Here is a 19,786-nt window from a genome sequence, read left to right on the forward strand (position 1 = left end):
GACGTCCCTCAACTCGCCGCGTAATTGCGCAGGAACAGCGCCTCGGCGACCGACATCCGCTCCAGCTCCTGCGGCGACACACTCTCGTTCACGGCGTGGATCTGCGCCTCCGGCTCGCTCAGGCCGATCAGGAGGATCTCCGCGTTCGGGTAGAGGGCGGCGAGGGTGTTGCACAGCGGGATCGAGCCGCCCTGGCCGGCGTACTGCATCTCCTGGTCGGGGTAGGCCACCGCCATCGCGTCTGCCATGGCCTGGTACGCCGGGCTGCTCGTGTCGGCGCGGAACGGCTGGCCCTGGCCGATCTGCTCGATGCGCACCCGGGCACCCCACGGCGTGTGGTTCTCCAGGTGGGCCTGGAGCAGCTTGGTCGCCTCGGCCGCGTCCACGCCCGGCGGCACACGCAGGTTGAGCAGGGCACGCGCGCTCGCCTGCACCGAGGGGGTGGCGCCGACGACCGGCGGGCAGTCGATGCCGAGGACCGTGACGGCGGGGCGCGCCCAGATGCGGTCGGCGACCGTGCCGGAGCCGAGCAGCTCCACGCCGTCGAGGACCTTGGCGTCCTTGCGGAACTGCGCCTCCTCGTACTGGAGTCCCTCCCAGGACGACTCGCCGGTCAGCCCGTCCACCGTCGTCGAACCGTCCTCGGCCCGCAGCGAGTCCAGTACGCGGATCAGCGCGCCGAGCGCGTCCGGCGCGGCCCCGCCGAACTGGCCGGAGTGCAGGTTGCCTTCGAGCGTGTCGATCTGCACGCGCAGCGCGGTCATGCCCCGCAGCGTGGAGGTGACCGTCGGCAGCCCGACGCGGAAGTTGCCCGCGTCGCCGATCACGATGGTGTCGGCCGCCAGCAGGTCGGGGTGTTCCTCGGCGTACCGCTCCAGACCGCCCGTGCCCATCTCCTCCGAGCCCTCGGCGATCACCTTCACGTGCACCGGCACGCCGCCGTTCGCCTTGAGCGCGCGCAGCGCCAGCAGGTGCATGATCAGGCCGCCCTTGCAGTCGGCGGCGCCGCGCCCGTACCAGCGGCCGTCGCGCTCGGTCAGCTCGAAGGGCGGGGTGGTCCAGGCGGCCTCGTCAAGCGGGGGCTGCACGTCGTAGTGGGCGTACAGCAGGACCGTCCTCGCGCCCTCGGATCCGGGCAGGTGGCCGTACACCGACTGCGTGCCGTCGGGGGTGTCCAGCAGGGCCACGTCCTCGAAGCCCTCCGCGCGCAGCGCGTCGGCGACCCAGCGGGCGGCGCCCTCGCTCTCGCTCCGCGGGAACTGGTCGAAGTCCGCCACCGACTTGAACGCCACCAGCTCGCTGAGTTCCGCCCGCGCCTTCGGCATCAACGAGGCGACGGTCTCGGCGACCGGATTCGACGACATGGGCACGCTCCTTGTGGGTGCGACGTTGTACCTGTGAGTGCTGTGATCCTCCCACAGCAGCCTGCGACGATGCCCGCCGTAGGATGCGGGGGACAGCAGGCGTAGGCGGCTTGATCGGGAGCAGTAGACCATCGTGAGCAGCGAGAACTCTTCGGCGGACGACGTGCGGCAGGTGTGGGACGTCGTCGTGGTGGGTGCGGGACCCGCAGGGGCCTCGGCCGCGTATGCGGCGGCGGTCGCCGGGCGACGCGTGCTGATCCTGGAGAAAGCCGAGCTGCCGCGCTACAAGACATGCGGCGGTGGCATCATCGGCCCCTCGCGCGACTCGCTCCCGCCCGGCTTCGAGCTGCCCTTCCGGGACCGGGTGCACGCGGTGACGTTCTCGAACAACGGCCGCTTCACCCGCACCCGCCGCTCCAAGCAGATGCTGTTCGGGCTGATCAACCGGCCCGAGTTCGACCAGCAACTCGTCGAGCACGCACAGAAGGCGGGCGCCGAGCTGCGTACGGGCGTCACTGTCCAGCGCGTCGAGCAGCACGGCTCGGCGGTGCCGGACCGGCGCTCCGTCGCGATCGTCCTGCAGGGCGGCGAGACGCTGCTCGCCCGGGCCGTGGTCGGCGCGGACGGCAGTGCGAGCCGGATAGGGGCCCATGTCGGGGTGAAGCTCGACCAGGTGGATCTCGGTCTGGAGGCGGAGATCCCGGTGCCGGAGACGGTCGCCGAGGACTGGAAGGGGCGGGTCCTCATCGACTGGGGGCCGATTCCCGGCAGTTACGGCTGGGTGTTCCCCAAGGGGGACACGCTCACGGTCGGGGTGATCTCGGCACGCGGCGAAGGGGCGGCCACCAAGAGGTACTTGGAGGAGTTCATCGGGCGGCTCGGCCTCGCCGGCTTCGAACCGAGCATCTCCTCCGGGCACCTGACCCGCTGCCGCGCCGACGACTCGCCGCTGTCGCGCGGGCGTGTGCTGGTGTGCGGTGACGCGGCCGGTCTGCTGGAGCCGTGGACGCGCGAGGGCATTTCGTTCGCGCTGCGGTCGGGGCGGCTCGCGGGGGAGTGGGCGGTGCGGATCGCCGAGGCGCACGATGCCGTGGACGCCCGGCGCCAGGCCCTGAACTACGCCTTCGCGATCAAGGCGGGCCTCGGCGTCGAGATGAGCGTCGGCAAGCGGCTGCTGACGGTGTTCGAGCGCCGTCCCGGGCTCTTCCACGCGGGACTGACCGGTCTGCGGCCGGCCTGGAAGGCGTTCATGGACATCACCCGCGGCTCGTCGTCGCTGGGCGAGATGGTCCGCAACCACCCCATGGCCCAGCGCGCCCTCACGGCGATGGACCGCCGCCAGGATCCGGCCGCCGACGAAGCGACTTCTTGACGGTTGTCCGGATCACTTCTCGACGCTGATCCGGAAGACCGGGTGGTCCTTGGCGGCCGCGATGATCTCCTCGTCGGAGGACTTCGCGGTGACGCCCTGGAAGTACTGGTTGACCTCCCAGCCCCACTTCTCCAGATAGGTCCGCAGGATCGGGAGCTTCTCCGCGTCGGGAAGCTCCACCGCGGAGAACCCCCGGACCTTGCGCCCGACGCGCAGCTCCCCGCCCCCGGCGGCGCGCATGTTGCGCACCCACTGGGAGTGGCCGCGTGCCGAGACGAGGTACTGCGTGGCGTCGTAGGTGTGCGGGTTGACCGGGATGCGCTGCATCCGGCCGCTCTTGCGCCCGCGTACGGACATCTCCGCGGTGCCCGCGATGCTGAGCCCGTGGCGGGCCAGCCAGCCGATGACGTTGTTGAGGCGGACGGTCAGCGGGCTGCCCTTGAGGTAGTACGGCGACGACATGGTGACCCCTGGAGAGTGGCGATTGAGAGAGCGGTGCTCTCGCTTGAGAGCAGTGTGCACGAGAAAGCCGATCCAAATCAAGAGCAGTGCTCTCGATTGTGTGCACTGCTCCGTCTTTCATGGGAGACTGCCTCACATGAGCAGCACCGCACAGGGCGCACGTGCCCGCGCCAGGATGGAAGTCACCGCGGCCATCAAGGACGAGGCCCGCAGACAGCTCGCGGCAGAAGGCGCCGCCAAGCTCTCGCTGCGCGCCGTGGCCCGCGAACTCGGCATGGTCTCCTCCGCGCTCTACCGCTACTTCCCCAGCCGGGACGACCTGCTGACCGCTCTCATCATCGACGCCTACGACTCCCTCGGCGAGAGCGCGGAAGCGGCGCACGCCGACGCCGCGGACGCCGGGCCCGTTCAGCGCTGGACGGCGGTGGCAGAGGCCGTACGCGCGTGGGGGCTGCGGCATCCGCACGAGTACGCCCTGATCTACGGCTCGCCCGTGCCGGGCTACACCGCCCCCGACACCACCGTCCCACCCGCCTCCCGCGTCGGCCTCCTCTTCATCGGCATCGTCCGTGACGCCCACCAGGGCTCCGGCCTCAGCGAGCTGCCGCCCCTTTCCGGCGAACTGCGCCCCGAGGCCGAGCGCATGGCGGCCGACCTGGCCCCCGACCTTCCCCCGGCGACGGTCGTGGCGCTCGCCGGAGCCTGGGCGCAGCTCTTCGGGCTGGTCGGGTTCGAGCTGTTCGGGCAGTTCCACCGGGTCGTGGAGGACAGGGAGCCGTTCTTCCGGCATGCGGTGACCCGGCTCGCGCAGGGCGTGGGCCTGGAGTGAGCCGGCTCGGGGGACGTACTTCGCCGGGAGTAGGCGTGATCACCACGCGCGGGTGACGCCGCCCGGCGGCCTTCGCGTCTAGCGTGGCGGGCATGGACGAGCAGCAGGCACGCCCCGGCGGCGGTCCGCCGATGTGGTGGCGGCACGGGCCGCCGTGGTGGAACCGGGGGGAGGACGGCGAGGAGCGCGCCCCTCGCTGGCCCTGGCGCTCGACCCTGCTGATCGCGGCCTTCGTGATGGCCGGCTCGAACTTCGCGGCGCAGGGCCAGCACGACCGGGAGGATCTCGACCCCTTCGCCCGCGTCCTGCTGTTCGTGGCCGCGGGTCTGCTCCTGTGGCGCAAGCGCCACCCGGTGGCCGTCGCGTTCGGCACGGCCGCGGCCGCCATGCTCTACCTCGGTGCCGGCTACCCCTACGGACCGGTCTTCCTGACCGTCGCCGTGGCCTGCTTCAACGCCGTCATCACAGGCCATCGCAAGGCCGCCTGGGCCGCGGTCGGAGTGCTCTGGGTCGGCCACGTCCTGGTCGCCCACTGGCTGTATCAGTGGCTGCCGCCAACCGGTGACTCGGCCGCCCCCTGGGGACAGGAAGGCGTGATCGCCGCCTGGGTCGCGGCGATCGTGGCGGTGTCGGAGCTGGCCAGGACGCGTCGCGAACAGTGGGTGAAGGAACGGGCCGAGCGGGCACAGGCGGCCCGGCGGCGTGCCGACGAGGAGCGGCTGCGGATCGCCCGCGAGCTGCACGACGTCCTCGCGCACAGCATCTCCGTGATCAACGTCCAGGCGGGCGTCGGCCTCGCACTCCTCGACACCGACCCCGAGCAGGCGCGCACGGCACTCACCACCATCAAGGCCCAGAGCAAGGAGGCGCTCGGCGAGGTCCGCCAGGTCCTCGACACCCTGCGCACCCCCGGCGACGCCCCCCGCGCACCGGCCCCCGGCCTCGACCGGCTGCCCGAACTGGTGGAGCAGGCGGCGAGCGCGGGCCTCACCGTCGAGGTCGAGGGCGAGCCGCCCCGCCTGGCACCCGGCACGGACCTCGCCGCCTTCCGGATCGTCCAGGAGGCCCTCACCAACGTCGTACGCCACTCGGAGTCGCGGCACGCGCGCGTGCACCTCGATCACGACGACGGGTCGACGCTACGGTTGCGTATCGACGACGACGGTCCGGCGACCGGCGCCGACGCGGGCGGCAGCGGCAACGGATTGGCCGGAATGCGGGAGCGGGCGGCCGCGCTCGGTGGCACGATCGAGGCGGGCGCGCGTGCCGACGGCGGCTTCCGGGTGCTCGCCGCACTGCCGTTGAAGGCGCCCGCCGAGACCAAGGAGGACCGGTGATCCGCGTACTGCTCGCCGACGACCAGTCACTGGTGCGGGCCGGCTTCCGGGCGCTGCTCGACGCACAGCCCGACATCGAGGTGGCCGGCGAGGCGGCCGACGGCGAGCAGGCTCTGCGCAAGGTGGGCGAACTGCGGCCCGACGTCGTCCTGATGGACATCCGCATGCCGCTCCTCGACGGACTCGCCGCGACCCGCCGGATTACCGACGACGATGCGCTGACGGGCGTGAAGGTGGTCATGCTGACCACCTTCGAACTCGACGAGTACGTCTTCGAGGCCATCCGCTCGGGAGCCTCCGGCTTCCTGGTCAAGGACACCGAACCGGAGGAACTCCTGCGTGCCGTAAGGGCCGTGGTCGAGGGTGACGCGCTGCTGTCGCCCGGGGTGACCCGGCGGCTCATCGCCGAGTTCGCCGCCCGTTCCAAGGAGCCCGCGGCGGCCGACGCCCTCGCGGAACTCACCGAGCGCGAGCGGGAGGTGATGGCGCTGGTCGGCATCGGCCTGTCCAACGAGGAGATCGCCCGCCGCCTGGTGGTCAGCCCGCTCACCGCGAAGACCCACGTCAGCCGGACGATGGTGAAGCTCGGCGCCCGCGACCGGGCCCAACTCGTGGTGCTGGCCTACGAGTCCGGATTGGTGCGGCCCGGCTGGTTGGGCTGAGCCGCCTCGTCCGCGCCGGCCTCGCGCCGCTGGAAGCGGACCAGCACGGCGGCGACCCGGGCGACGAACAGCACGGCGGCCGCGCTCGCGCCCGCCGCGACGAGTGTGCCGCGCACCCCGGCCGACAGATCGAACGCGTACGCCGGTCCCACCACGGCCCCGAACACCAAGGCCGCGGCGAAGGCCGCACTGAACAGCGCGTATCCGATCTCGACGGTGATCGCGTCCCGCTCGGCCTGACTGCGCCGTCCCCCGTGCATGCTCATACAGGGAGTTTCACAGGCGTGTGCCCGGCGGAGCAAGAGAGCTCCGCCGGGCACACGGTGGGGGAGGCCGCCCCCTAGGGTCTGTCGTTTGGATCAGGCCGGCTGAGAGAGGCTGCGCCTTTCAGCGGACCCGAGCGGGGTCTGGTGCGTGCAGCTGCAAGGCGGAGGAGGGCGGCGACGCGATGGGGGTCCCCCCGCGCGAGCTCGTTCGAGCGTGGGGGAGTCGGCGACCGACGACAACGCGGCTGGGGGTCCCCCTGCTCGAAGAGCTTGGGGGAGTGCGTGCCAGGCCCCGCGACGCCGGGATGATCCAAACGACAGGCCCTAGTCGCGTACGGTGACGCGCTCGGCCTCCAGGGAGGTGGACTTGGCGACCACGACGGTTCGCTGCTTGCGAGGTGAGCGCAGTCCGGTCAGGGCGATCAGCAGCCCCGCGACCGCGATGACGGTGATCACGACCAGGGCGGGCAGATAGCTGTCCAGCACAGCCTGCGGGGACGCGGGCTCCTCGGGGGCGTTCGCGGTCAGGACCGCCGTCACGACCGCCAGGAACAGTGCGCCGCCCACCTGCACCGAGGTGTTCAGCAGGCCCGAGACCATGCCCTGCTCGTGCTCGTCGACGCCGTTGGTGGCCTGGACGTTGAGCGAGGGGAAGGTCAGCGCGAAGGCCGAGCCGACCAGCAGCATGGTGGGCAGGATCACCACCGCGTAGACCGGGTCGAGGTCGATGCGCAGGAACAGGATGTAGCCCGCGACCATCAGCGCGAAGCCGATCGCGATCAGCCGCGGCGTGCCGAACCGGTCGATGACGGCACCGACCTTCGTCGCCGACAGCGCCACGAGCGCCCCCGCCGGCAGGAAGGCCAGCGCCGTGTGCAGCGCCGACCAGCCGAGCAACTGCTGCATGTAGAGCGTGACCAGGAACTGGAACCCGATATAGCTGCCGACGAACGTCAACGCGCCCAGCTGCGCCCGCACCTGCGCTCCGGAGCGCAGCACACCCAGCCGGATCAGCGGGCTCGGGCTGCGCCGCTCGACGAGGACGAAGGCCGTGAGGAGGACGGCGACGGCGATGAAGGACAGGATCGTGCGGGCCGAGCCCCAGCCCGCCCCGGGCGCCTCGACGACGGTGAACACGAGCAGCAGCATGGAGGCGGTGCCGAGGATGGCGCCGGGGATGTCGTAGCCGCCGTCCGTCTTCTCGCGCTCGCTGCGCGGCAGCAGCTTCAGGCCGACGGCCAGGGCGATCAAAGCGATCGGGGCGGGCAGCAACATGGTCAGGCGCCAACTCGCCTCGGTGAGCAGGCCGGAGAAGACGAGCCCCATCGAGTAGCCGGTGGCGCCGCAGGTGGTGTAGATCGCGAGTGCACGGTTGCGTACGGGGCCCTCGGCGAACGTCGTGGTGATGATGGACAGGCCGGCCGGTGCCGTGAAGGCCGCGGCCAGGCCCTTGATGAAGCGGCTGGCGATCAGCAGCGGGCCCGAGTCGACGAGTCCGCCGAGCAGCGAGGCGAGCGCGAAGACGGCCAGCGCCACCAGGAACACCTGGCGCCGGCCCAGCAGGTCGGCGGTGCGTCCGCCGAGGAGGAGCAGGCCGCCGTAGCCCAGGATGTAGCCGCTGACGATCCATTGCAGGGTCGAGGTGGACAGGCCCAGGTCGGCGCCTATGGACGGCAGGGCGACACCCACCATCGACACGTCGAGCGCGTCCAGGAACATCGCGGCGCACAGCACCAGCAGGGTGCCCCACAGTCGCGGGGTCCAGCGAACCGCCGAGGCCGCGGTCGCGGGGGAGTTGAGCGGAGAGGTCATGCCGAGGACACTACATGCGTATGCATGAGATGCAAGTGCATTTAATGTGGGTGCAATGATCCGGGAATTCTGTTACGGTGCGCCCATGGCGGCGAAGAAGGCCGAGCAGGCGCTCGTGGACCAGTGGCGGGACATCCTGGCGCTGCACGCGCGCACCCAGTGCGAACTCGACCGGGTACTGCACCAACACGGCCTGTGCGCCAGTGACTTCGAGGTCCTGGACGTCCTGGCCGACGGCCCGGCGCGAGGCGGCTCGGACAGCGGTCCGTCGTACCGCGTGCAGGAGATCTCCGAGCGGGTGCACCTCAGTCAGAGCGCGCTGTCCCGGCTGATCGCCCGGCTGGAGAAGGACGGCCTCGTCCAGCGTTGCATGTGCCCGGAGGACCGGCGGGGCGTACGCGTCGCCCTCACGGTGAAGGGCCGCACGCTGCACGGCGAGGTGCTGCCGGTGCAGCGCGCGGTGCTGACGAGGATGCTGGCGAGCTGACGGTCGCGCCGACGCCGCTCAACTGACGGGCGTGCGGGCCGGGTTCAGCTCCAGGTGATGGCGGAGTTCGCGCGCCACAGTTCGGCGAGCGAGGCGTCGCCGGTCACGTGCGGGAAGGGCAGCCGGTTCCACAGCGACAGATACAGGCGGTCGGCCGGCCCGGAGATCTCGCAGTCCGCGCGAGCGGTCTCGCCCCGCTCGGTCGCGGGCGGCTCCTGCGACAGCCGTACGGTCCACACGGCGTCGTCCGCGTCCGTCGCCCGCACCCGCAGCACCCGCGGTTCGGCGCTGCGGACGCGGCTCTTGGCCCTTGCGTGGAAGCCGCGCAGCAACTCGTCGACGCCGTCCGCCGCGAAGCCGGGGTCGAGCTCGTCCGGGGTGCCTGCGCGGGCCGTCTGCGCGTCGAAGCGGTGCACGGTCGTCTCGTGCGCCTGCCTGCGTGCCCAGAACTCCAGCGGCGACGGGGCGGGCAGGAAGTGCCAGCACCGCAGGTCGGCCGGAGCGCCCGCGAGCGTGTCGACCAGGTGGCGGTGGCCCTCCCGGAACCAGGCGAACAGCTCCGCCCCGTCGAGGTCGGGCAGCCCGCCGTCCGGCTGGTAGGAGGTGTGCCCCTCGGCCACGAACGCCGCCGCCCAGCGATGCACCATCCCCGTGTGCCGCACCAGGTCCCGCACCTGCCACTGCGGACAGGTCGGCACCTTGGCCTCGGCCCCGGCCTCCTCGGCGGCCGCGGCCAGCAGCAGTCCCTCACGGTCCAGGGTTCGAACGAAGTCGGCTGTCTCCATGGAGGTGAGTGTGCCGGATGGAGCGCGGTCACGGCGCGACGTAAGGGTTTCGTCATCACGCTCGGTGTACACGGCGGGAAGCGGGTCGCGTTGGATGGTGTGGCGACGGGACAACTCTCCGGAGGCGGGACGGGTATGAGGCGTGTGCGGCAGGTGCTCGGTGGTCCGCTGGGCATCGGAGTGCTGGTGCTGGTGGTCGTCGCGGGCGGCTTCGGGCTGTACTGGTTCCAGCCGTGGAGGCTGTGGCAGGACAAGACCGTGGAGGAGGCCCTGCCCGGCACCGTGCGGACTTCCGGCCCGCCCGCCACGGCATCCCCCTCGGCCGGCGCGACCTCTCCCGCGCCCGGACCGGTGACACTGGCCGGCGGTGAGCTGGTCAGCCATGAGCACGCGACGTCGGGCACGGTGAAACTCGTCCGGTTGGCCGACGGCTCCCATGTCGTACGACTGGAGAACCTCGACACCAGCAACGGGCCGGACCTGCGGGTGTGGCTGACGGACGCGCCGGTGAAGGAGGGGGTGGGCGGCTGGCGCGTCTTCGACGACGGCGCGTATGTCAGCCTCGGCAGGCTGAAGGGCAACAAGGGCAGCCAGAACTATGTCGTGCCGCAGGACGTCGACCTGTCGCGCTACAGCAGCGTCAGCATCTGGTGCGACCGGTTCGACGTGTCCTTCGGGGCGGCGGAACTCGCCAAGGTGTGAGGGCGCTCAGGACGAAGTCGGGAACAGGCAGAACTCGTTGCCCTCGGGGTCGGCCAGGACCCAGTGGTCCTCGTGCCGGGTCCGGACGGCCGCGCCGAGTGCGGTGAGCCGGCCGAGCTCGGTCTCCGCGTCCCGCGAGACCAGGTCCAGGTGCAGGCGGTTCTTGCCGCGCTTGGGCTCCGGGACGAGCTGACACCAAAGGCGCGGGCCGCCGTCGGCGGGTTCCACGAGCACGGTGGGGTCGTCCTCCGGGCCGGCGATCCCCCGGGCTCGCAGTCGGGCGAGCTCGGCGTCGTCGTACGGGGCGACGGCGTAACCGTCGAGGGCGGCGGCCCAGAAACGAGCGGTGGCGGCCGGACGGGCACAGTCGATGACGATGTCGTGGAGTCGTGCCATCCGGCCATCATCCGCGGCGAGGGCGGGACGGACAATGCGCCGCCCCGCGGGCGGCGTGCCCGCCAGGGTCAGTTCGGCGTCGCCCGCCGTGTCGCGACCCCGATGAGCGTGGCGATCGCCGCCAGTACGGCGACGCTGGTCAGGGCCACCGGCAAGGAGAGCCAGTCCGCCATGAAGCCGATGGCGGGCGGGCCCAGGAGCATGCCGCCGTATCCGAAGGTGGACGCCATGGCGACGCCGCTCGGGCCCGCGAGGGTGCCCGCGCGTTCGACGGCCACCGGGAACAGGTTGGCCAGGCCGAGTCCGGTCACCGCGAAGCCGAGCAGCGCCGCCCACAGGGAGGGTGCGAGCGAGCCGAGCAGCATCCCGGCCGCCGCGGTGGCGCCGCCCGCGACGACGGTACGGCCGTGACCGAGCCGTTCGAGGAGGGCCGTACCGCTGAGCCGGCCGATGGTCATGGCCAGCGCGAAGCAGGAGTAGCCGACGGCGGCGACGCCCGGCGAGGCGTCGAGGTCCTGTTCCAGGTGCAGGGCGCCCCAGTCGGCCATGGCACCCTCGCCGTAGGCCGTGCACAGGGCGATCAGGCCGAAGACGAACACCAGGCCACGGGTTCTGCCGTGCAGACGGCGCGGGCTCCGGTCGCCCTCGCGCGTGGGGTCCGCGGCCGGGGTCGGTGGCTCATGGCGCAACAGCGTGCGGCCCGCCACCGCCGTGACCAGCAGCCCGATGACGGCGAGGCCCAGCAGATGCCGGGTGGGGGAGAGGGACGCGGCGACCAGTGCGCCGAGGCCCGCGCCGACCATGCCGCCCAGGCTGAAGGCCGCGTGGAAGCTGGGCATGATGGGCCGGCGCAGTGCGGTGACCAGGACCACGGCCGCGCTGTTGAAGGCGACGTTGATGCCGCCGTAGGCCGCGCCGAAGATCAGCAGGACGGCGCCGAGGGCCAGGACCGAGTGCGTCAGCGGGGGCAGGGCCACGCTGAGCGAGAGCAGGACCGCGCAGACCACGGTGACCTGATGGCTGCCGTAGCGGCGGCAGAGCCGGCCGGTCAGCGTCATGGTGAGGACGGCGCCGGCGGAGACGCCGAGCAGGGCCAGGCCCAGGTCGCTCGCGGAGGCGCCGGTCTGCTGCTTGATGGCGGGGATACGGACGACCCAGCCGGCGAAGAGGAAGCCGTCCAGGGCGAAGAAGGCGGTGATGGCCGTACGCAGACGGGTGAGATCGCTGCTGGTGCCCGGCACGACGTTGTGGATCCGGGTTTTGTTTATTAGCGGCACAAAGTCAGGCTAGGCGGGTGCGGGGCGAACGACAAGGGGACCTTCGGCGGCGGGCCGGTGCGCCGCCCGCTCGCCCGGTGGCCGGGAACGCCTCCGTCCCCTGACTGTCCCGGTGCCGTCCGAAGTGCCACTCTTGGGACAAGAGGTATCCGCCGAGGGAACTCGGGAGGGGCACGATGGGACGTGACGTGCCGGCCCTGGTGTTCACGCGGGAGGATCGCCGCCGGTACCGGCAGAAGATGCACACCTGCCTCGACGTGCTGGCGCAGATGCTGCGCGAGTCGACCTTCGAGAGCGAGCGGCCCAAGGTCGGGCTGGAGATCGAGCTCAATCTCGTGGACGACGACGGGCGGCCCGCGATGCGCAACACCGACGTCCTGCGGGCCATCGCCGATCCCGCCTGGTCGAGCGAGCTGGGCCGTTTCAACCTGGAGATCAACATCCCGCCGCGTGAGCTGACGACGGGCGGCCCCGGGGCGTGGGAGCTGGCCATCCGCGACGCGCTCAACCACGCCGAGGAGCGTGCCTCCGCCGTGGGTGCGCACCTGATCATGATCGGCATCCTGCCGACGCTGGGGGAGACCGACGTCGGCGAGTCCGCCCTGTCCGGCGACCCCCGCTACCGGCTGCTCAACGAGCAGATCTTCGCGGCGCGGGGCGAGGACCTGCGGATCACGGTGGACGGCGTGGAGCGCCTGTCGACGTACGCCGACACCATCACTCCCGAGGCCGCCTGCACCAGCACCCAGTACCACCTCCAGGTCTCGCCGAGGGAGTTCGCCGACTACTGGAACGCGGCCCAGGCCGTCGCCGGCGTACAGATCGCCCTCGCGGCGAACTCGCCGTACCTCTTCGGCAAGGAGCTGTGGCGCGAGACCCGCATCCCCCTCTTCGAGCAGGCCACGGACACCCGTCCGGTGGAGATCAAGGCCCAGGGCGTACGGCCCCGGGTGTGGTTCGGAGAGCGCTGGATCACCAGCGTCTTCGACCTCTTCGAGGAGAACGTGCGCTACTTCCCGGCCCTGTTGCCGCTGTGCGACGACGAGGACCCGCAGGAGGCGCACGACCGCGGGAGCGCACCGCAGCTGGGCGAACTGACCCTGCACAACGGCACGATCTACCGCTGGAACCGCCCCGTCTACGCCGTCACCGACAGCGGCCCCCATCTGCGCATCGAGAACCGGGTCCTGCCCGCCGGCCCCACCGTGGCCGACACCATCGCCAACGGCGCCTTCTACTACGGCCTCACCCGCGCCCTGGTCGACGACGACCGGCCGGTCTGGACGCGGATGTCCTTCTCGGTCGCCGAGGAGAACCTCCACACGGCCGCCCGCGACGGGATCGACGCCCGCATGTACTGGCCCGGCATGGGCGAAGTCCCGGTCACGGAACTGGTGTTGCGGCGCCTGCTGCCCCAGGCCCACCGGGGCCTGGAACTGGCCGGCATGGACGCGGCCTGGCGCGAGCCTCTGCTCGGCATCATCGAGCAGCGCTGCGTCACCGCCCGCAACGGCGCCCTGTGGCAGGCGGAGGCGGTCCACCACCTGGAGAAGGCCGGCTCCGACCGGGGCGAGGCACTGCGGCGCATGACCAGGACGTACATGGAGTACATGCATCTGAACGCCGCCGCGCACACCTGGCCGGTGGACTGACCGGAGCCGGAGCCGGAGCCGGAGCCGGAGCCGGAGCCGGGGCCGAGCCAGAGGCGCGGTCGATTGCCGGAGTCGTGGTCGGGGCCAGGGGTGTTGCCCGCCCCGGGCCGTGACTCGGAGTCGAGGTCGCAGTGGGAGCCGCGAGGCGGAGCCGGGGCCGTGAGCCGGAGGCGGGGCGTGAGCCGGGTCACCGGGCCCCGGTGCCCCGCCATTCCTCGGCGGCCGTCAGTGGTACGGCGGCCGGCGGCTGCGTCGAAGTCGTCAGTTCGATGCGGCGGCCCTCGGCCGCGGAGCGCAGGAGTGCGGTCATCGTCTCCAGCACGTGCAGGGCGAGTTCGCCGTTCGCGCGGGGTGCCCGGCGCCCGTCGGCGGCGACGAAGTCGAGCAGACCGACGCCCCGGGCGCCGTCGACGTAGCCCGCGGAGGGCGGCAGCGTGCGCCACCGGGTGTCGCCGAGTGCGAAGAGCCGGACCTCGCCGTCGAAGCGGTTCGGATCGGGCACGGCGAGTGTGCCCCTCTCGCCGTGCACCTCGATCGGCGCGGCGGTCGTGGCCACGCCGTCGAAGCTCGTCGTGATCGTCGTCAGGGTCCCGCCGACGTGCTCCAGCACCCCGCTGACGTGCGTGTCGACCTCGACCGGAATCCGCTCGCCCGCGCGCGGACCGGAGCCGATGACGCGCTCGCCGCGCAGCCGGCCGGCCGCCCCGGTCACGGCACGCACCGGCCCCAGCAGATGGACCAGGGACGCGAGATAGTACGGCCCCATGTCCAGCAGGGGGCCGCCCCCGGCGGTGTAGTAGAAGTCCGGGTGCGGATGCCAGCGCTCGTGCCCCGGCGTGACCATCACCGCCGACGCGAACTGGGGACGTCCGATGCTCCCCGCCGCCACGGCCGCCCGCGCCGTCTGGATGCCGGTGCCCAGGACGGTGTCGGGTGCGCAGCCCACGGCGACGCCCGCCTTCGCCGCTGCCTCCAACACCGCCTGTGCGTCGCCGAGTTCGGCCGTCAGCGGCTTCTCCCCGTAGACGTTCTTCCCATGGCTGATCGCGCCCAGCGCGATCTCGGCGTGCGCCGCGGGGACGGTGAGGTTCAGCACCGTGTCCACGTCCGGGCTGCTCAGCAACTCCTCGACGCTCATGGCCTCGACGCCGGGCACCTCCGCCGCGACCGCCGCCGAACGGGAGGCGTCGAGGTCGGCGACCGCCGTGACGCGGACCGTTGGGTGGCCGACCAGCGTGTCCAGGTAGGCGCGGGAGATCACGCCGAGTCCTACGACGCCGACGCGGTGCGCGTCGCCCACAGCATGCCCCTCTCGATGACGGTGCGGACGGCGGGGTGTTCCAGTACGTCGAGGCTGTGCCCCGGCGTCGTCACCAGGACGCGTCCGGCGCCCCACCGGCGGGTCCAGACCGCGGGCGAGGTGACCGGGCGGTGCCAGGGCTGCCACGGCCGGGTGGGATGGGTCGTGGTGGCCAGCACGTCGATCAGGTCGTCGTGGAGCACCCAGTACTGCTCGGTGTGCAGCTCGAAGTCGTCGATGCCGGCGGTGACGGGGTGTTCGCGGCCGAGCTCGGTGATGTGCACGACGTGCGGCAGGTAGTTGTCCTCCTGACCGCCCCGGCGCTCGCACGGCTCCTTGCCCGGGTGGGTCGCGAACTGTCCGCCCACCAGATGGAGATAGTCGCAGGAGGCCCGGAACGAGTCCGCGATCCCGCCGTGCCAGCCGGTGAAGCCGGTCCCGGCCACGACCGCCGCGCTCAGCCCCGCCACCTGCTCGGCGCTGATCTGCGACATCGTCACGCACTGCACGACGAGATCGGTGCCCGCCATCGCGTCGGCGTCGGCGTAGACGTCGGTGGACTCCTCGATCCTGACGGCGTATCCGTTGTCGCGCAGGAAGGGCAGGAACAGCTCCGTCGCCCGGACCGGCTGATGCCCCTCCCACCCGCCTCGGACCACCAGGGCGTTCTTCCGCGTCATCTCGTCCCTTCACGGGGCGTGACAGCCCCCGTCGCCAACAGCTCCCTCACTATGCGCCGACCGCTCACGCAGGCGAAAGGCCGACGGGACGACGCGAAAGTTTCGCCCCGGGCGGGCCTTCGAAGGCCCCGCCTACTGCGGTGGGTTGCCGTGCTTGCGGTACGGCAGATCGACGTGTTTCGTGCGCAGCATGGCCAGGGTGCGCACGAGGGTCTCGCGGGTCTCGGTGGGGTCGATGACGTCGTCGACGAGGCCGCGTTCGGCCGCGTAGTACGGGTGGATCAGCTCGGCGGCGTACTCCTTGACCAGCGCCGCCCGGACGGCCTCGGGATCGTCGGCCTCGGCGATCTGCCGACGGAAGACGACGTCGGCCGCGGCCTGTGCGCCCATCACGGCGATCTCGTTGGTCGGCCACGCGTAGGTCACGTCGGAGCCGATGGACCCGGAGTCCATCACGATGTACGCCCCGCCGTAGGCCTTGCGCAGGACGACCGAGACACGCGGCACGGTGGCGTTGCAGTACGCGTACAGCAGCTTCGCGCCGTGCCGGACGATGCCGCCGTGCTCCTGGTCGACGCCGGGCAGGAACCCGGGTACGTCCACCAGCGTGACCAACGGGATGTTGAACGCGTCGCACATCTGGACGAAGCGGGCCGCCTTCTCGCTGGCCCGGGTGTCCAACACCCCGGCGAGCCGGGCGGGTTGGTTGGCGACGACGCCGACGACCTGGCCGTCCAGGCGGGCCAGGCCCACGACGACATTGGCGGCCCAGCGCTCGTGCACCTCGAAGAACTCGCCGTCGTCGACCAGTTCCTCGATCACCGCGTGCATGTCGTAGGCGCGGTTGCCGTCGGCGGGGACCAGGTCGAGCAGCACTGTGCCGGGCCGGTCGGGAGGGTCGGTGGGCCGCACATCAGGAGGCTGCTCCCGGTTGTTGGACGGGAGCATCGACAGCAGGTACCGCACCTCCTCCAGGCACGTCTCCTCGTCGTCGTACGCGAAGTGGCACACGCCGCTCGTCCCGGCGTGCACGTCCGCGCCGCCCAGCCCGTCGTGGCCGATCTCCTCGCCGGTGACCGCCTTGACCACGTCCGGGCCGGTGACGAACACCTGGGAGGTGTCCCGCACCATGAACACGAAGTCCGTCAGGGCGGGGCTGTAGGCCGCGCCGCCCGCGCACGGGCCCAGCATCACGCTGATCTGCGGGATCACGCCGGACGCCCGGGTGTTGCGCAGGAAGATGCCGCCGTATCCGGCGAGCGCGGTGACGCCCTCCTGGATCCGGGCGCCGGCACCGTCGTTGAGCGAGACGAGCGGGGCTCCGGCGGCCAGCGCCATGTCCATCAGCTTGTGGATCTTCTGCGCGTGGGCCTCGCCGAGAGCGCCGCCGAAGATGCGGAAGTCATGGGCGTAGACGAAGACGGTACGGCCGTGGACGGTGCCCCAGCCGGTGATCACGCCGTCGGTGTGCGGGCGTTTGTTCTCCAGCCCGAATCCCTGCGCCCGGTGCCGCCGCAGTTGCTCCGTCTCGTGGAACGTCCCTGCGTCCAGCAGCAGTTCTATCCGTTGACGTGCCGTCAGCTTCCCCTTGGCGTGCTGGGCCGCGGTCGCCCGCTCGCTCGGTCCGCGCCGCACCCGCTCGCGCAACTCGTGTAATTCCGCGGTCCGGCCGCGGGAGTCTGCGTGCATGTGGTTCCCCCGTCCGCGGATGCCAACGGGCGGCCCGTCCGGCGCTGGTCCGTGCATCCGCTCCCCTCGACCCTAACTCGCCGTCAAAGTTTGCACATCCCTTGACTGGGAATGTAACTCTGTGCGAGCGTGGAATCGCAGCAGATCGCCATGCCCCTGGGGAAGGACGCACATGTCGGACCACGGCCGCACGGACCCGGTTCTCGACTGCCCGGCCGACGAGACACCGGACGGCGAGGAACTCATCACCGCGGCGATGCGGTGGCACTTCAGCCCGGAGACCGGATCACCGTTCTGGCTCGAGCGGGCCGGGAAGCTCGACTTCGACCCGCTCACGGACGTCAAGGGCTTCGCCGACCTGAAGCTGTTCCCCAACATCGTCAACGAACTGCGTGACGTGCGCGTGGAGGAACTGATCCCGCGCGGCCTCACGCTGCCGGACGACCTGTACGGCGTCTACGAGAGCGGCGGCACCACCGGCGCGCCCAAGCGGGTCGTCTGCACGCCCGACTGGATGGACCGCTGGCTCGCCTTCAGCCAGCGCCACCTCGACGCCCGCGGGTGTCCGCGAGGCGTCAACTGGCTGGCCCTGATGCCCGACGGCCCGCACATCTTCGGCGCCGCGCTGCGCGAGGGCGCCCGACGCAGCGGGGGCATCCTCTTCACGGTCGACATGGACCCGCGCTGGGTGAAGAAGGCCATCGCCGAGGGCCGCGCCGAGGACGCCGCACGCTACGCCGACCACCTCGTCACGCAAGCCGGGTTCCTGCTGGAGACCCAGGACGTCGGCGTACTGATCACGACCCCGCCGCTGCTCCAGCGGCTCGCTCAGGACGACCGGCTGGTCGCGCTGATCAACGAGAAGGTCCGTCACATCCAGTGGGGCGGCGCCCACATGGACGCCGACACCCGCCACCTGTTCCGCACCGAGGTCTTCCCGGGCATCCAGCTCCAGGGCGCCTACGGCAGCACGATGATCCTCGGCGGCTCCCTGGAGCGCATCGAGCCGACGGGCGAGGACAGGTGCGTCTTCGACCCCTTCGCGCCGTACATCACCTTCTCCGTCATCGACCCCGAGACCGGCGACAACGTTCCGTACGGCGAGCGCGGTCAGGTCGTCATGAACCACGTCAGCAAGGCCATGCTGCTGCCCAACAACCTCGAACGCGACACAGCCGTGCGCATCCGGCCGCCCGAGGGGCAGATGGGCGACTCGGTCGCCGACGTCAGCCCGGTGGCCACCTTCGACGACCAGGCCGTCATCGAAGGGGTCTACTGATGCCCCGACAGGCCGCCGCGGCCACGGCACCGGGCGACCGGGACGCGAGGGAGCGGCTCGTCCAGCTCGACGCGTTCGGCTCGAACGGCCCCTACCGTGCCCGCAATCGCCTGACGGTGCCCGATGTCACCGGCGAGCCGCTCGCCGAACTGAGCATCGTGCCGCCGCTGTTCGTGCAGCGCGCCCTCGCCGCACTGCGGTCGGCCGATCCGCTGCCGCCCGGCGAGCGGGCCGCCGCACTGGAGCGGGCCGGCCGGCTGTTCGCCTCCGGCACCGTCGGCGGCATGGACCCCGACACCTACCGGCAGCTGGTCAGCCGCTGTTCCGGACTGCCGATCCCGGTGGTCCGGGCCGCGACCGGGATCGTCGCGGACGCGGCGGCACAGGCCGCCACCACGGTCCTCCAGGCCCGGCCCCAGGCCGCGGTCGGCGACTGGAGGGATCCCTCGACCCGGGCCGGCGGCGCGGTGTGGACGCGGCGCGGCAACGTCTTCGCCGTGCACGCCGCCGGCAACCATCCCGGGGTGCACGCCCTGTGGCTGGAGGCCCTCGCTCTCGGCTACCGCATCGTCGTACGGCCCTCGCGGCGCGAGCCGTTCACACCGCACCGCCTGGTCGCCGCCCTGCGCGAGGCGGGCTTCGGCGCCGATCACGTGGCGCTGACCCCCACCGACCACACCGTCGCCGACACCGTCGTCGCCGGCGCGGACCTCGCCCTCGTGTACGGCGGCGACGACGTGGTGCGCAAGTACGCAGGACACAACACGGTCCTGCCCCAAGGGCCCGGCCGGGCGAAGATCCTGGTCACCGGCGCGGACTGGCGAGCCCACCTGGACATGATCGTCGACTCGGTCGCCGACGAGGGCGGCACCGCCTGCGTCAACGCCACCGCCGTACTCGTCGAGGGCGGGCCCGCCGAGGCGGCCGCCGTCGCCGACGCGCTCGCCGCCCGGCTGGCGGCCATCCCGAGCCTGCCGCCGCAGGACCCGAAGGCCGTCCTGCCGGTCCAGCCCCTGGCCGCGGCGCGGGCACTCGAGGCGTACCTGCTGCGCAGCGCAGGCGGGGCCACGGCCCACCTGGGCGGTGACGGCATCGTCGACGAGCTGGGCGACGGCAGCGCCGTCCTGCGCCCGGCGGTGTTCCGGCTCGACCGCGCCGACGCCCCGCAGACCGGCGTCGAACTGGGCTTCCCCTGCGTATGGGTGGCGCCCTGGACCAGCGCCGACGGTGTCGCACCACTGCGCGACTCCCTCGTCGTGACCGCGATCACCGACGACGAGGACCTCCTCGGGCAACTGGTCGACGAGCCGACCATCAGCAACGTCCACGTCGGCGACCACCCGACGTACTGGATGCGACCGGGCCTGCCGCACGACCGGTACCTCGCGGAATTCCTCATGCGGACCAAGACCGTCATCCGGGACTGACCCGCCGA

Annotated in this window: 19 protein-coding genes; 9 read left to right on the forward strand and 10 right to left on the reverse strand. The window is 71.9% G+C overall.

The genetic code is table 11. The annotated features are described in order from the left end of the window. Nucleotides 1-8: 8 nt before the first annotated feature. Nucleotides 9-1,364: a dipeptidase gene (locus EAO75_RS26985; protein ID WP_147997598.1), complete on the reverse strand. Its 1,356-nt coding sequence runs from the start codon at nt 1,362-1,364 to the stop codon at nt 9-11. Between the two features lie 133 nt (nt 1,365-1,497). Here EAO75_RS26985 and EAO75_RS26990 point away from each other — a divergent pair, with 133 nt between their 5' ends. Further along, nucleotides 1,498-2,736: a geranylgeranyl reductase family protein gene (locus EAO75_RS26990; protein WP_147997599.1), complete on the forward strand. Its 1,239-nt coding sequence runs from the start codon at nt 1,498-1,500 to the stop codon at nt 2,734-2,736. A 12-nt stretch (nt 2,737-2,748) separates the two neighbouring features. Here EAO75_RS26990 and EAO75_RS26995 read toward each other — a convergent pair whose 3' ends face one another. Continuing rightward, nucleotides 2,749-3,198: a nitroreductase/quinone reductase family protein gene (locus EAO75_RS26995; protein WP_147997600.1), complete on the reverse strand. Its 450-nt coding sequence runs from the start codon at nt 3,196-3,198 to the stop codon at nt 2,749-2,751. A 136-nt stretch (nt 3,199-3,334) separates the two neighbouring features. Between EAO75_RS26995 and EAO75_RS27000 the strand changes: the two genes are divergently transcribed. From EAO75_RS27000 to EAO75_RS27010, 3 genes are all read left to right on the forward strand, one after another. Further along, on the forward strand, nt 3,335-4,027 hold the full coding sequence (locus tag EAO75_RS27000) for a TetR/AcrR family transcriptional regulator (RefSeq protein ID WP_147997601.1): 693 nt from the start codon (nt 3,335-3,337) through the stop codon (nt 4,025-4,027). Nucleotides 4,028-4,119: 92 nt separating this feature from the next. Beyond that, nucleotides 4,120-5,364 carry a sensor histidine kinase gene (locus tag EAO75_RS27005; protein ID WP_147997602.1) on the forward strand — a complete coding sequence of 415 codons (1,245 nt, stop codon included), beginning with the start codon at nt 4,120-4,122 and terminating at the stop codon, nt 5,362-5,364. Beyond that, nucleotides 5,361-6,026, forward strand: a complete 666-nt coding sequence (locus EAO75_RS27010) for a response regulator (protein WP_147997603.1) — start codon at nt 5,361-5,363, stop codon at nt 6,024-6,026. Before EAO75_RS27005 ends, EAO75_RS27010 begins: the two co-directional genes overlap by 4 nt. Here the strand turns inward: EAO75_RS27010 and EAO75_RS27015 are convergent. Then, nucleotides 5,987-6,292 carry a DUF6332 family protein gene (locus EAO75_RS27015; protein WP_147997604.1) on the reverse strand — a complete coding sequence of 102 codons (306 nt, stop codon included), beginning with the start codon at nt 6,290-6,292 and terminating at the stop codon, nt 5,987-5,989. The two genes, EAO75_RS27010 and EAO75_RS27015, sit on opposite strands and share 40 nt — an antisense overlap. 324 nt (nt 6,293-6,616) lie before the next feature. Further along, entirely contained in the window at nt 6,617-8,104 is a 1,488-nt protein-coding gene (locus EAO75_RS27020) for an MFS transporter (protein ID WP_147997605.1), read from the reverse strand. Nucleotides 8,105-8,189: 85 nt separating this feature from the next. Here EAO75_RS27020 and EAO75_RS27025 point away from each other — a divergent pair, with 85 nt between their 5' ends. Beyond that, nucleotides 8,190-8,591, forward strand: a complete 402-nt coding sequence (locus EAO75_RS27025; protein WP_147997606.1) for a MarR family winged helix-turn-helix transcriptional regulator — start codon at nt 8,190-8,192, stop codon at nt 8,589-8,591. A gap of 44 nt (nt 8,592-8,635) precedes the next feature. Here the strand turns inward: EAO75_RS27025 and EAO75_RS27030 are convergent, their stop codons facing one another. Continuing rightward, a complete protein-coding gene (locus tag EAO75_RS27030) occupies nt 8,636-9,376 on the reverse strand; it encodes a maleylpyruvate isomerase family mycothiol-dependent enzyme (protein WP_147997607.1) in 741 nt (246 codons plus the stop codon). A gap of 135 nt (nt 9,377-9,511) precedes the next feature. On the opposite strand from EAO75_RS27030, the gene EAO75_RS27035 reads away from it, so the two are divergent. Continuing rightward, the gene (locus EAO75_RS27035) at nt 9,512-10,078 is read left to right on the forward strand and encodes a DM13 domain-containing protein (protein ID WP_147997608.1); all 567 of its coding nucleotides are present in this window, start codon (nt 9,512-9,514) and stop codon (nt 10,076-10,078) included. A gap of 6 nt (nt 10,079-10,084) precedes the next feature. On the opposite strand, the gene EAO75_RS27040 is transcribed toward EAO75_RS27035, so the two are convergent. Then, nucleotides 10,085-10,474 carry a VOC family protein gene (locus tag EAO75_RS27040; protein ID WP_147997609.1) on the reverse strand — a complete coding sequence of 130 codons (390 nt, stop codon included), beginning with the start codon at nt 10,472-10,474 and terminating at the stop codon, nt 10,085-10,087. Nucleotides 10,475-10,542: 68 nt separating this feature from the next. Beyond that, complete coding sequence (locus tag EAO75_RS27045; protein WP_147997610.1) at nt 10,543-11,715, reverse strand: MFS transporter; 1,173 nt, start codon at nt 11,713-11,715, stop codon at nt 10,543-10,545. A 212-nt stretch (nt 11,716-11,927) separates the two neighbouring features. On the opposite strand from EAO75_RS27045, the gene EAO75_RS27050 reads away from it, so the two are divergent. Then, entirely contained in the window at nt 11,928-13,403 is a 1,476-nt protein-coding gene (locus tag EAO75_RS27050; protein WP_147997611.1) for a glutamate-cysteine ligase family protein, read from the forward strand. Nucleotides 13,404-13,590: 187 nt separating this feature from the next. Here EAO75_RS27050 and EAO75_RS27055 read toward each other — a convergent pair whose 3' ends face one another. From EAO75_RS27055 to EAO75_RS27065, 3 genes are all read right to left on the reverse strand, one after another. Further along, a complete protein-coding gene (locus tag EAO75_RS27055) occupies nt 13,591-14,703 on the reverse strand; it encodes a Gfo/Idh/MocA family protein (protein ID WP_147997612.1) in 1,113 nt (370 codons plus the stop codon). Beyond that, nucleotides 14,673-15,383, reverse strand: a complete 711-nt coding sequence (locus EAO75_RS27060) for a ThuA domain-containing protein (RefSeq protein WP_147997613.1) — start codon at nt 15,381-15,383, stop codon at nt 14,673-14,675. The genes EAO75_RS27055 and EAO75_RS27060 overlap by 31 nt, the downstream gene beginning before the upstream one ends. 132 nt (nt 15,384-15,515) lie before the next feature. Beyond that, nucleotides 15,516-17,072 (reverse strand): acyl-CoA carboxylase subunit beta, encoded by a 1,557-nt coding sequence (locus EAO75_RS27065; protein ID WP_147997614.1) that lies wholly within the window; start codon nt 17,070-17,072, stop codon nt 15,516-15,518. 172 nt (nt 17,073-17,244) lie between these two features. Between EAO75_RS27065 and EAO75_RS27070 the strand changes: the two genes are divergently transcribed. Both EAO75_RS27070 and EAO75_RS27075 read left to right on the forward strand, forming a co-directional pair. Continuing rightward, nucleotides 17,245-18,351 carry an AMP-binding protein gene (locus tag EAO75_RS27070; protein ID WP_147997615.1) on the forward strand — a complete coding sequence of 369 codons (1,107 nt, stop codon included), beginning with the start codon at nt 17,245-17,247 and terminating at the stop codon, nt 18,349-18,351. Beyond that, on the forward strand, nt 18,351-19,778 hold the full coding sequence (locus EAO75_RS27075; protein ID WP_147997616.1) for an aldehyde dehydrogenase family protein: 1,428 nt from the start codon (nt 18,351-18,353) through the stop codon (nt 19,776-19,778). Before EAO75_RS27070 ends, EAO75_RS27075 begins: the two co-directional genes overlap by 1 nt. Nucleotides 19,779-19,786 lie beyond the last annotated feature (8 nt).

Origin of the sequence: Streptomyces sp. UW30, from assembly GCF_008042075.1 — a bacterium.
Taxonomy (GTDB): Bacteria; Actinomycetota; Actinomycetes; order Streptomycetales; family Streptomycetaceae; genus Streptomyces.